The following is a 12,974-nucleotide window of genomic DNA, read 5'->3' as shown; positions in this document are numbered from 1 at the left end:
CCTATTAAGCTAATAAAAGTATTTAGTGATCAGCACTTTGGGAAATAATATGACTTTAAAGGCAAATCATTAACTTTCAAGGCAAATGCTGATAAATAAAGGCAAAAGCTATGATTAGTATCTAGAAACACTAATTTCAGTAGAAAAGAGCTCTTTTATTTTTTATTAATTTAGATTAACAAATAGGGAATCTAATGTTGAATGGAGAAGACTATGCACACTTTTGGATAGAAGAGGGTATTCTACATTTTGTGTATAAACCAAATGTCGTTATTGATTTGAATGCAGCAAAGGCAGTTGTAAAAACGCGCCTTCGTTTTCAAAACGGAGCACCCTACCCTATTTTATGTGACGTTAGACAATTAAAAACCGTCAGTAAACCTGCAAGAGAATATCTTGCTGAAAAAGGTTGCTTTAATGCCCTTGCTCTAGCCATTGTTATAGATAGAGCCTATTCCGGAACTTTAATAAAAGCATTTATAAATATTAGTAATCCTTCAGTCCCTACCAAAGAGTTTACAACGATCTCAGAAGCCTTGGGTTTCTTGAGCACGTATAATTAATCATTACTAATCTATATCCTATGTATAGCAAAAATTCTCAGGATAGGTTACAGGAAATTCTGGATTTTATTACAGAAATAACTTTAGGAAACTACACCTATACGCTTTCCTTAAAAAATCAAAAAAGTGAGCTGGAACAAATAGTTTTGTCGCTTAATACTATGGTAGAAGAGATTGACACTTCCGTGCATCAAATTAATTTTGAAAAAAGCAAAGAAGTCATTGAAAACATTGTTTTTACGCTCGATCATAATCTACATATAATCTCTTATTCCGATAATGTTAGTACTATTCTCAAATATCCAGAACGTGATCTGATAAATAAACCTATTAAGCTCATACTTAGTGAAAACACAAAATTACCGGAAGATATTTATGAATTGTCAACTAAATCATTCGAACAAAATCTTCCTTTTCAAGTGAGTTTACTGCATACGAACGGTTACATCTGGAGCGGCTATGGCTACTTTCATCGAATGATCTCGAAAGAAAGTCTTACCTACACTCTATCCGTCTTCAAGGAGGTTTATATAAATGAGAGAATGAATATACTGAACCAGCAAACTGGAGCCCATAGCTATCCAAGCGAATATCGCAGTTTATTACTACAAGACCAGCGAGATCTTGGAAAAAGACTTCACAAATATGTAACCCAACGGCTAGACCGGAAGTTAAAAAAGCTAGATGTCATCTCTAGAGAAGTTGGTGGTAGCACCAGTAAAATTAAAATAATATTCAAGCGAGCATATGGCGAAACCATTTACGCATATCATCTGCGGAAACGATTGGAAAAAGCGTACACCCTATTAAAAGATACCAGTACTCCTATTAACGAAATTGCTGAAGAATGTGGATTTAAAAGTTTCTCTCATTTCTCAAGATCCTTCAAAAATAAATACCATATCACTGCTACTCAGATTAGAAAATCTTAAATAAATAACTTTTAAGACTACTTTGAAATCTGTAAAGGCAACTGGATTAGGTCTTAATTAAAGAACTTTATACCGAATCTTTTTGCGCAAAAAGTAGGAGAAGCCGAAAATCCTACAAAGAGTAGGCATTTTAATTCAAACTTTTATATTATGAAAAAGTTATTATTAATTCCAATGATGGCGCTTTTGGTTGTACTAGGTATGTCCTTTACGAACTTTGAAAGCGAAACTGAAGAGCAGCCGGTAATGGTTGCTAGTGATTATGTGCTGTTGAACGGAAATTGGACAGCAATTCCAGAACAAAGTTGTTCCGGAACTACCTATAATTGCAAGGTAAAGTTTCAGGAAAACGGACAGGAATTTCCAGTATATGATGAAATGGATGATCCGGCACCTAAACGAAGTGGCTCAAACGAAGCTACTCTTATTAATCTCAATAAGTAATTGGGATCAAATCATGGGTATAGAATTCCATGTATCATTCACCCCGAATTTATCGGGGTGAATTTTTATTGATAGGTCCCAAAAACATTAAAAGTGCTAAAAGATTTCAATCCCAACTTCTTACGTTTTATGTTTTTCAGGGTATGTTTGAAATACTTGAATATGATTCTCTTGCATATACTTATGTGCAGCTTTCTTAATATCCTTCATCTCGATAAAATACTCCATCAAGGTACCATAATTAAGAATGCCGGGAATAGGATCAATTCCGTTTTCTAATTTGAAATGTAAATAATCTTGCCAGAAATCTAAGTACCCAAAACTGTTTAACTTTCTTTCATAGGATTGAACTTTATTGCTAATAGTGGTATTTAACCATTCCATATCCACACCATTATTTTTCAATTTTCGAAAAACATCCAATGCCTCATTCTTCATAAACCTTTCATTACCCAAAGCACTGTCAAACTCTATTCGAAAAGCATAAATCCCATTCTTAAAATCGACCCATTCTCCAGTAGCTCTTGGGGAATAACTACCATTTCTCAAACGCTCATAAATTCTTTCATGAAGTGCCTGTGACAAAAGTTCTAATTCTATTTTTGTTTTGATTTCAGTAGGAACCTTTACCGGAAAATAAATATTGGTATAAACCTGATCAATATTTTTACACTCTAACCGCTTGTGCATTTTTTCAAAAGGGAATTCCAACTTAAAAAACTCATTTTTCAACCGATCGTTATCAATAGGAAATTTAGACAAAATATATAGCAATTTTTCTTTCAAAATATCCGTATCGAAATCACCGGTTAAGATAAATGTATAGTTCTCTATACCCTCGAAATAAGTTTCCCAGGAATCTATGTAGTGTTTTTTCGACAATTTGTCTAAATCTGAAAGTTCTAATACTGGAACTTGTGGATACCAGGATGCATAAATTTTATCATGAAGAAAGCTTTTGGAACCTCTGATTGAATGACCTTTCAATTCCATTTTCTTCTTATCCTTCCAATCATCGAAGCCCTTCTGACTATCTCTAGGTTTAGTTAGATAGAGATAAAATAGACCAAAAAATTCAGGAAGCTCATCAAGTGTAAAATTTCCGTCAATTAATTGGTTTTCGTAGGTATTACTGAAATTGATGCTAATGTTTTTCTCTCTTTCAAAACGCGTGATTTCAAATTTATCATAAGATCCAGCCCCCATATTTTGTATAACCTGGGGTGCATGCACTGCAGCGAGATAATCCAGAGGTTTATCCAAGGGTAATTCGATTGGACGAAATGCTCTAAGGGAAATCCTGTTTTGAAATATATCATTCTGTGGCTTGGTAGGCTTCATGATGATTTTAATTCCTTTTGCTAAATCTATTGTGGTAACACCAATTTCATTTGTTTCCCACTTTTCAACTTGTAGCTTTTCATTCTTTGCATTTTTCAATGTTGCGGCAAGACTGGAAATAGTAGCCATTTTAGGTAAAGGCTCATGAGGAATTGTATCAATTTCCTTCAACCAACTTTTTATCATATCTGGTGAAGGTTCATTAACACCTGGGGGTTTAAAAAAAACAAAATTCGTATTTTTTGATAAGTTCCAGTTCCTTTCAGCGTAATCCAATACATCTCTCAGTTGAATATTTTGAAGAATTTCAGAAATTATATTTTTTTGATTAGGTGCTATCAGCATCGCTTTTCCATAGATAAAATGATTAATGAATTGTTGAGATAACTCAGAAGACTGAGTATCATCTTGCAGAGAAGCTTCTAATTTCACTTTTGCCTGTACTAGATCCTCCTTCTCCAGCCCAAATTGCAGCTGTTTCCATGCCTTTATAGCTCTTAGGAAAGATTTTTTTTGATCTGCAAGCGCATTTGATTCTAGTGTCAAACTCATTGAAGTTGCTTCCAATTGGCTATCCGGTAGAAAAATTTTCCCATAATTGGAATTAAGATATTCAAATGGAGGATCATATTGATTTCGAAAGATTGAAGCTTTCGAAGCCACCATCAAACGAAATAATTGCTGAATAAATGTTGATGACAATTCTTTAGCATTTTTAGGTTCTCTATCCATATTCCGAGTTAATTGTACTATCTCTAGATTTAAACTATTCGCGGCAGAATCTATGATTGTAGAAAATCTGTTTTCCCCTGTAAGCTCGATATGAAAATCTTTGGGACTAATTATTTTTTTATCCTGCTGATCATCATTTAAAGAAAGACTGGAAAATTGTTCCCTGATCTTATATTCCAGGCTATCAAGCTTTATATCTCCAACTATCATTACCGCTTCTAGGTCTGGGCGATACCAGTCGTGGTAGAACCGTTTTAAAGCATTCGGTTTGAAATTTTTTAAATTTGCAAGATTCTTATCTTGATTTAAAACCGGGTATCCGCGATTTTCCAGTACTTGTGTGATCGTTGTATTACTCCTCCAACGTTGATTTGGAGAAAGCGTCCTACCTTCTCCTTCTATCGCCTGACGTTCTATATCTATTTTCTCTTTGGACCAGACATTGCCTGGATTTGCCTTATCGTAAAGCAAACCTAATCCAGCCTCAATTGCTGCTTTATTAGTAGACGGTATTTCCACAAAATATCGTGAGTATCTGTCGCTTATAGAAGCGTTGCTATATCCGCCTATTTTTTTGAGATAGCCTCGAACATCCGGATACTGACGGGTGCTTGACGCTAAGAGATGTTCCAACAAATGTGCATATTCAAGCTGATCTTTACCTTCATTAATATGTCCTGCCTTCACAATTAATTCAAATCGAATCATATTTGGAGGAGAGTCATTCTTAAGCAAATAATAAGTCAAACCATTATCAAGTTTACCGTAACGTACAGATGTATCTAATTCAATATTTCGAAATTCAGTATAAATTGAATCAGTCTGACCTGTGGTATAATTCCAAAACAATAGAAAGGAAGTAGCTAAGCTCCAGGTGATAAAATTCTTCATTATGTTCTTTTAATAGCCAGGATTCTGGCTTAGGTTAGAATTTTTGCTACGCTCATCTTCAGGTACTGGGTAGAGAACATCAGTAGGTTCCCAATATGGATTAACAGGACCAAATACTGCATTAGCCTTCTCGGTACGTTTTAAATCAAACCATCTATGCCCCCACTCAGCAAATAATTCCATTCGCCGTTCGTTTAAAATTGCAGATAATAAATCCTCTTGACTAATTTCCGAGTTTGTATCGGTTATTAAATCTAATCCTGCTCTGCTCCGTATAGCATCCAGGTCATTAATAGCCTCAGTTAAATTCCCTTGTTCTGCTCTGGCTTCAGCGCGTATAAGATATTGTTCAGCGAGACGTAACACCATTGAATATTCTAAAATTGGAAATTCGTTGCTGCTCCAAACTTTATATTTATAGGGAAAAGAAGCGTTCATTCCTTCGTTATAGCCCACCCAGTTTAATAATCTATTATCCTGTTCTTCAAATTTTTCAACGAAGGCTTCGTTCAATTTAAAAGATGCAAAAAATGAAAAAATTGGGTCTATAATAAATAAACTTCCTTCATTCGTTTGAGTTATAGAGCCTCCCGCACCAATAGGTGAAATTTGCCATATCGCCTCTCTACTATTGGCTAAAAAAACCAGGTTTGGATCATCTAAAAGCTCATAAGTACCAGATTCATTAATAACTTCGGAACTTATAGTTTCAGCCATTTGCCAATCTTCCAGGTATAAGTAAACTCTGGATAGTAATGCCAAAGAAGCGTATTTATTTACCCGTGTACGCTCTCCAGTTCTGTATTCTGGACTTAAAATGTCACCTGCAATCTTTAGGTCTTCTATGATGGCGTCATAAACTTCAGAAGAATAGTTTCTGGATACTAATTGATTTTCTTCGTAGTTGATTGATAAAATGAGTGGAACATCTCCATACATATTAGTGAGATAGAAATAGGTGAATGCACGTACAAAACGTGCTTCTCCTTCTAATTGAGCTTTCAATTCCAAACTAATATTTCCTGATTCCTGAAGACCCTTCAGCAGAGAGTTTGACATATAGATCACATTATAGGCACTCGCCCAAATTTCCAGATTTCTATTATTATCTGGTAAGATTTCATGTTGTTCGAACTGCATTGCCGTACTGGTATTGGGATTGATAAATTTGATATTATCACCAGACAAGCCTGAAAGAACTGTAACGCTACTTCTCTGCCCGCTAGAAAATTCAGCAAGAAATAATTGATTGTAAATACCATCCATAGCACTGGTAGCGGTTTCATCGCTGTCAAATACCACATCTTGTATAAGTTTATCTTCAGGGGGATTCACTTCTATGAGATCTTCACATGAAAAGAGTAAAGGCAGAAGCAGTAAAATTGTTATGTATCTAATTGGTTTCATGAATATTATATTTAAAAATTAACTTCTATCCCAGCGGTAACGCTTTTTAAATTTCCAATGGCCAGGGAGTATGGATTTTCAGCGTCTAATCCTTTAAAAGGTGTGATGGTTAGAAGATTTTGACCATGCAAAAACACACGACCATTTTGCATACCTATGTTATTGATTAAATCCTTTGGTATTTTATAAGCCAAGGAGAGATTCTTTAGTCTCCAGAATGAGGCATTCTGGTAAGGAAATGTGGACTGTAATGCATATCCCTCTGCTTCTCTGGCGGGGAATAATGTCGAAGGTGGTTGAAAAATGCTTTCTTCATCCAGGGAAGAGAGTAAATAGGACATAGTATTGTATCTACCACCAGCAGTTATGTTAGGAATAATTCCCTCCTGTTTTACAAATTGCCACAAAAACTGGAGAGAAAAATTTTTGTAATTAATCGTATTACTGATTCCTCCAAATAATTCCCGGTTTAAATCTTTTGCAATAATTCGATCCTGATAATCATACCTTTCATCTTCATTTACATCCCTGACTGTATAGAGTCCAGTATTAGGATCCCTTCCAGTATAATCATACACAAGGCTGATATTAAGCGGTTCTCCTACCCTGTAGGTATTAGCATAAGTGGACTGATCTATATTGGGATAACTTACCAGTCTATTCTTCGGCAGGCTAAGATTCAATGAAGCATTCCAGTTGAACTGTTCTTTGTTGAATATTTCAGTATTCAAAACTAATTCCCAGCCGGAGTTTTCAACGGTTGCCGGCAAGTTTGCCTGGACTAATGTGAAACCTGTGGTAGCAGGCAGTGGGTATCCTACCAATTGGTTAGAAGACCTGTTTCTATAATGACTTAAACTCAACCTGTGCTGATCTTCCAAGAATCCTAATTCGACTCCCACTTCAAACTTCTTATTGATCTCCCAGGAGAAATCTGGATTTGCCAAACTTGTAGGATACAATCCACCGGGACCTCGGGTGGCTTCATACGTATCCAGGTATCCGTAGTCACCAATTTGATCATTACCAGTAGTACCATAACTGGCTCGTAATTTTCCAAAACTTATGAAAGGGAATGTTGTCTCCATAAATTCTTCTTCACTAAAAATCCATGCAGTCCCAATGGCTCCAAAATTAGCAAAGCGATTATTCGGTCCAAAGCGAGAAGAGCCGTCGCGCCTTCCAGTAAGATTTAAATAATAGGTTCGGTCCCAGTTGATCCCCACTCTTGAAAATATAGCGGTATAACGGTATTGTGTATTTGACCTTGCAGGATTTCTGATACTTTCCGCTGCACCAATATTTCCAATTAAAGCTTCGGAAGCATAACCATCGGCCAGAAAACGCTCCTGCAGACTTGTGTTTTCCTGAAGAGTAGCCCCAAAAAGCGATTCGAAGTTTAGTTTACCTAGGGCCTTCTCATAATTTAATTGAGGCTCAATAATCCAGGAGGCCCGTTCAGATCGCAAGTGATTTGATTTATTGGAAATTGATTGTGTAGGAGTATAAGAGCGGCTTGGCTGTTTACGCAGTTCTTCAGAGGTATAGTTTGTATATCCTAAACTGGTTTTCAATTGTAGTCCTGGCAATATGCGATATGATAATTTAATATTAGAAACCAGATTTCTCGTATGCTTATTGGCGGTATTGAAATATCCCGCTACGGGATTCGTAAAGCCCCCAACTTCCCACTCTTCCCAGTTCAAACCTCCATCATCATTGAAGACATTTGGGGCATTTGGAGGTAAAAGAATTGTTGACACATCAAATCCCAAACTACCTGCGAATTCATTTAAATCCACCCCATAATTAACCGCCAGATTCACCTGAAATTTTTCATTTTTCGAGCGATGATTCAGGTTTAGATTTCCGGTTATTTTCTTATAATCGTAATCTGCCGGATAGATTGTTCCCTGGGTAAAAAACGAACCACCTAGGCGGAAAAAGGTTTGTTGATCGCCGCCGGAAAAATTCAAACTTGCATTGGTCGTTTCTGCAGTTCCACCATATAGAAATTCCTGCCAGTCAGTGTATTTCTCTTGATCCCATACTGTTAACTCTGGAGCATTCTGCATGGTAGGCTCAATAGAATCATTTGCAAAAGCTCTCCTTCGAACGTTTAAGTATTCGGAGGTATTCAATAAATCTAATTTTGTAGGAACTATGGCTGCCCCATAATAAAACCTTGCCTGTAATCCCGTGCCAGTAGTAACGCCCTTCTTGGTGGTAATTAAAACAACCCCATTCGCACCACGTGAACCGTAAATTGCAGTAGCATCAGCATCTTTTAGTATTTCGATACTTTCAATGTTGTTAATATCCAGATTGCTCAATGGATCAATTCCTGGACTTGGAAGAACCGATGTAGTTTCAACAGGGATTGAATTTACTGGCACTCCATCAATAATATAGAGAGGATAATTACCTTCTTCACGAAGGCTATTTACGCCCCTAATGCGAATTCTGGTTGCCGTACCCGGAGTAAATCCTCCAGATGTAATTTCAACGCCTGCCATGCGCCCTTGTAAAGCCTGTAGCGGACTTACTACCGGCTGATTCTCGATTTCGGAAGCTGTAACCCGAGATATATTCCCAGTACTTTCCCTGCGAGTTGTGTTATAATACCCAGCATTGATGGTTACTTCCTTCAGTGCATCTAAATCTTCTTTTAGGGTAACGTTTAATTGAGATTGCTCATCAATCAGTATTTCCTGAGGTTTATACCCTATAAAAGAAAATACCAGCATATCGCCAGAATTCGCTATTATGGCATAGTCACCTTCGAAATTCGTGGTAGTACCATAATTTTTCCCAGCCACTCTTACGGTCACACCTAGTAGTGGATTTCCATCTGGACCGGTCACTTTACCATTTACATTTTGCTGATACAAAACGGTGTGATAGGGAGTTGCTGCTTGCAGTTCCCCAATAGCCAGGATGGTTAGAACAGCCATGGCTAGCAGAAACATGATCACGACCATGCCTCTCTTGTAATTATTTTTCATAATTTTACAGTAGTTAAATGAAACATTGTTTTATTAAAGCTTAGGCCTTCCCCTCCAGACGCCAATCTCAGAGGGAAGGCTTTTTTGCTTGTACCCGTCAAAACGAGTGCATCATTCTAATTTCTCATAGTTTCTTTTTTTTTAAGCTAATTCAAATTTCCTATTAAAAAACCCGAAACCGGTACACCGGATTCTTCCCAACCCACAGCCACCACAATAGGGATGCAGTGACAACCCACGGGATCATTTAAATTTCCTGTTCCCGCAAACAAGAATGAATGTATACACTCCAAAATGAAGTGCCGGCCACTCTGGCCTTTTTCATGTAGGAATTTATTTTTAACGCGAGATCTTATTGTGAAGAAACAAAGGCTTTGAGAAGAAAGGATAGCGCATAAAAAATAGGCGCGAAACTCATCTTATGCCATCAAGGTACTGGTATACCGTGCAACGATAAGAGAGCCCACGCCCGGGTCGTGAGCATCCTTGCTTATCATCTCGTTGCATAAAATTACCAGTTTTTGATAGCGAGATTCAAAGCGAATGCTTCTAATATTTTAAGAAGTTCGCAATATATTAATAATGAAGTAAATATATAAATTAATTATTTGTCAACCAAGTGGCTTACTAAATTTTACTGTTAAATAACCAAATTGCAGCATGGCAGAGCTTTCAAAGGATGATATTAACTTGGCTAATCTAATAGCTCAGAGAATTAAATTTCTTAGGGAAAGATCTTGCGGCAAAAAGCAAGCTGATTTTGTTAAAAAATATAATATTGAAAAACAATTTATAAGTAGATGGGAAAGTAAGATCAAAATTGATCCAAAAACTGGTAAAAAATTAGGAAGAGGAATTACAATCTACTCCATACAAACATTCTGTAATGCCATTGGCATTACTTTGAAAGAATTCTTTGATGATGATTCTTTTAACAGTAATTAACAAAATCTCCTATATAATCTGAATTTCCCAGTTCTTAAGCATAAATTTGAAGTGATTTTATCAAATCTCACGTTATAATCTATTTTAGATAATTAACACTACAATTTTATTTAGGTTTAACCGTGCCAATAATTAAAATTTCTTGGTATTTTGGTCTTGTTATCTATTTTCCTCTTACAATTGTCTGATTTAATACTGCTAACCTATATGACTAACCTTTTTTCGGATTCTCAAGAAACACTTACCAAAAGAGAACTTTTCTTCAAATTATTTAATGCCAAGGATGAAGAAGATGTATTGTCTGTGATGGAGGATTATCCACAAATATTTGATGCTAATAACTGGAATCCATTAGACAATAATCCAAGTAATTATGGAATTGTAAAAAACCAACAGTCGAATCCTATTGCTGCATTAATTGAGAAAGTAACCAATTCTATTGATGCCCTTCTTACTAGAAAATGCTATGAATCTGGAATTGACCCGAAAGCTAAAGAAGCTCCCCAATCGATGAATGAAGCTTTAACCAGATTTTACCCAGACAACAATTGGGATTTAAATTCTCAAAAAAGAGCCCAGGCTGAAGAAATCCAAATAATTGCTGATGGGAAAGGACCTCGCAATAAAAGAGCAAACTTCGGAACGTCAGTAGTTGTGTATGATCGTGGGGAAGGCCAACATCCTGAAGATTTTGAAAGAACATTTTTATCATTAGTAAAAGGTAACAAGAATGATATTCAATTTGTTCAAGGGAAATATAATATGGGTGGTAGTGGATCGATTGTATTTTGCGGAAAAAAACGATTTCAATTAATAGCATCTAAAAAACACGATAACTCTGGAGATTTTGGTTTTACATTAATCAGAGAGCACCCGAAAAGAGAGTCAGATCACGCAAAAGAGACTTGGTATGAATATCTTTTAGTTGAAGGTAAAATTCCATCTTTTTCAATTGACAAATTAGATCTTGGTCTAGAAAATAGAAAATTCACAACCGGTTCTATCATTAAAATGTATTCTTATCAGTTCCCCAAAGGTTACTCTGGTTTTGCTCAAGACCTAAATCAAAGTATAAACGAATACCTATTTAATCCTGCCTTACCTATTTTAACGAAAGATACTGCAGAGAGATATCCTAATAATAAGGTTTTGGTTAATGATTTATATGGCTTAAAAAGGAGATTATCCAATGAGGAAAATGAATATTTAGAAGAACGATTCTCGGAGGAATTCGAGGATGACCGCTTTGGCAAAATGAAAGTCTCGTGTTTTGTTTTTAAAACTAAGGTTAGAGATTTTGATCTAAAGAAAACAAAGGAAACAATCCAAAAACGATATTTCAAAAACTCCATGTCTGTATTATTTTCTCTAAACGGACAGGTGCACGGTCATTATTCCTCTGAATTTATAACACGATCGTTAAAACTAAATTTGCTTAAAAGTCATTTACTCATTCATGTTGATTGTACAGATTTTAAGTATGAGTTTAGAAAAGAACTTTTTATGGCTTCTAGAGATCGTTTAAAGGATGGTGAAGAAACACAGTTCTTAAGATCCTATTTAGCAACTCAATTGAGCAAAAAGGATAGCCGATTATCTGAAATTGAAAAGCGTAGAAAACAAGCTGTTGATATTGATACTTCTTCAAATACTAGTGACCTTCTTAAGAACTTTACGAAGAACATGCCTTTAGATTCTGATTTAATGAAGCTCTTGGGTAAAACCTTTAAATTAGATTTAAAAGATCAAAAAAAGAAAAAGCATAACGGTAAAAAACCAACAAAAAAAGAAACTCAAGAAATACCATTTAAACCGGAACGCTTTCCATCTATGTTTAAAGTTAGTGGGAAAAATGGATCTGATGTTGTCGCAAAAATACCTTTAGATGGAGAAAAATCTATTAGGTTCTCTACTGATGTAGAAAACGAATATTTTGATAGAACAGACGAGCCGGGAGAATTAAAAATATCCATATTGGATATAAAAAGTAATGATACAGAAGGGGGCACAAAGCCAGGAACTCCCAAAGAACCTTCTGAACTTTTCAATGTTGTAAAGAGTAGTCCAAACAAGGGAACTATTAAAATAGCATTAAACCCAAAAGAAAATTTGAAAGTAGGAGATGCGGTGCAAATGCAAGTTGACCTCACTGCTCCGGGAAAAGAATTCAATGAAATGTTTTGGGTAATGATAACCGATAAAGAAGCCCCCAAAGTAAAAGCCCCAAAAGAAGATGATGATACCGAAAATCTAGGACTTCCTCAATTACTTTTCGCCTATGAAGAGAAAGTGGAGGAACATAAAGATGCTGTTTCATGGGATGATGTAGAGGAAGCGACAGGATTAGATTTAGATTATGCAACGGTTATGGTACCAGATGCAGAAGGAGATGCTTTAAAACGCATCTTTGTGAATATGGACAGTAGTGTTCTTATGAATTTTAAATCAAAATATAAAAATCCAAACCAAGAACAGTTAGGATTAGCCAATAGAAAATATTATACCTCAGTATACTTCCATGCCTTATTTCTCTACACTATTACGAAAAATAGAGGCTACCAAATTTCTCAAAAGCCGGAAGGAAAAGATGAACTGGAAGATGTAGATTTGGGAACTTACTTAAAAGATCTTTTTGACCATTACTATTCTACCTTTATTTTAAATTTTGGTGGTATGGAAGAAATGATGCAAGGAATTGGAGATTAAAACTTAAT

8 protein-coding genes are annotated in these 12,974 nt (G+C 35.8%); 5 read left to right on the top strand and 3 right to left on the bottom strand.

All coding sequences use genetic code 11. The annotated features are described in order from the left end of the window. Window positions 1-194 precede the first annotated feature (194 nt). From ACSHZO_RS13955 to ACSHZO_RS13945, 3 genes are all read left to right on the top strand, one after another. The gene (locus ACSHZO_RS13955; protein WP_298247942.1) at window positions 195-563 is read left to right on the top strand and encodes a DUF7793 family protein; all 369 of its coding nucleotides are present in this window, start codon (window positions 195-197) and stop codon (window positions 561-563) included. A 20-nt stretch (window positions 564-583) separates the two neighbouring features. Beyond that, window positions 584-1,495 (top strand): AraC family transcriptional regulator, encoded by a 912-nt coding sequence (locus tag ACSHZO_RS13950; RefSeq protein ID WP_298247941.1) that lies wholly within the window; start codon window positions 584-586, stop codon window positions 1,493-1,495. Window positions 1,496-1,645: 150 nt separating this feature from the next. After that, complete coding sequence (locus tag ACSHZO_RS13945) at window positions 1,646-1,939, top strand: DUF6520 family protein (protein WP_298247940.1); 294 nt, start codon at window positions 1,646-1,648, stop codon at window positions 1,937-1,939. A gap of 120 nt (window positions 1,940-2,059) precedes the next feature. Here ACSHZO_RS13945 and ACSHZO_RS13940 read toward each other — a convergent pair whose 3' ends face one another. Genes ACSHZO_RS13940 through ACSHZO_RS13930 form a run of 3 tightly spaced genes read right to left on the bottom strand, consistent with a single transcriptional unit; the run spans window position 2,060 to window position 9,315 of the window. Next, complete coding sequence (locus ACSHZO_RS13940; protein WP_298247939.1) at window positions 2,060-4,903, bottom strand: insulinase family protein; 2,844 nt, start codon at window positions 4,901-4,903, stop codon at window positions 2,060-2,062. A gap of 9 nt (window positions 4,904-4,912) precedes the next feature. Further along, window positions 4,913-6,310, bottom strand: a complete 1,398-nt coding sequence (locus ACSHZO_RS13935) for a RagB/SusD family nutrient uptake outer membrane protein (protein ID WP_298247938.1) — start codon at window positions 6,308-6,310, stop codon at window positions 4,913-4,915. 11 nt (window positions 6,311-6,321) lie between these two features. Then, window positions 6,322-9,315, bottom strand: coding sequence for a SusC/RagA family TonB-linked outer membrane protein (locus ACSHZO_RS13930; protein ID WP_298247937.1), 2,994 nt, complete (start codon window positions 9,313-9,315; stop codon window positions 6,322-6,324). A 660-nt stretch (window positions 9,316-9,975) separates the two neighbouring features. On the opposite strand from ACSHZO_RS13930, the gene ACSHZO_RS13925 reads away from it, so the two are divergent. Continuing rightward, on the top strand, window positions 9,976-10,260 hold the full coding sequence (locus ACSHZO_RS13925; protein ID WP_298247936.1) for a helix-turn-helix domain-containing protein: 285 nt from the start codon (window positions 9,976-9,978) through the stop codon (window positions 10,258-10,260). Between the two features lie 207 nt (window positions 10,261-10,467). Continuing rightward, on the top strand, window positions 10,468-12,966 hold the full coding sequence (locus ACSHZO_RS13920; RefSeq protein ID WP_298247935.1) for a hypothetical protein: 2,499 nt from the start codon (window positions 10,468-10,470) through the stop codon (window positions 12,964-12,966). Window positions 12,967-12,974: the final 8 nt, after the last annotated feature.

Origin of the sequence: Christiangramia sp. 3-2217-3z, from assembly GCF_051195275.1 — a bacterium.
Classification (GTDB): domain Bacteria; phylum Bacteroidota; class Bacteroidia; order Flavobacteriales; family Flavobacteriaceae; genus Christiangramia; species Christiangramia marina.
This window is presented reverse-complemented; position numbering and strand designations above follow the sequence as displayed.

What these genes read in the sequence shown, in the direction of transcription:
- ACSHZO_RS13955 (WP_298247942.1), top strand. Translation starts at nt 195, where the DNA reads ATGTTGAATGGAGAAGACTATGCACACTTTTGGATAGAAGAGGGTATT.
- ACSHZO_RS13950 (WP_298247941.1), top strand. Translation starts at nt 584, where the DNA reads ATGTATAGCAAAAATTCTCAGGATAGGTTACAGGAAATTCTGGATTTT.
- ACSHZO_RS13945 (WP_298247940.1), top strand. Translation starts at nt 1,646, where the DNA reads ATGAAAAAGTTATTATTAATTCCAATGATGGCGCTTTTGGTTGTACTA.
- ACSHZO_RS13940 (WP_298247939.1), bottom strand. Translation starts at nt 4,903, where the DNA reads ATGAAGAATTTTATCACCTGGAGCTTAGCTACTTCCTTTCTATTGTTT.
- ACSHZO_RS13935 (WP_298247938.1), bottom strand. Translation starts at nt 6,310, where the DNA reads ATGAAACCAATTAGATACATAACAATTTTACTGCTTCTGCCTTTACTC.
- ACSHZO_RS13930 (WP_298247937.1), bottom strand. Translation starts at nt 9,315, where the DNA reads ATGAAAAATAATTACAAGAGAGGCATGGTCGTGATCATGTTTCTGCTA.
- ACSHZO_RS13925 (WP_298247936.1), top strand. Translation starts at nt 9,976, where the DNA reads ATGGCAGAGCTTTCAAAGGATGATATTAACTTGGCTAATCTAATAGCT.
- ACSHZO_RS13920 (WP_298247935.1), top strand. Translation starts at nt 10,468, where the DNA reads ATGACTAACCTTTTTTCGGATTCTCAAGAAACACTTACCAAAAGAGAA.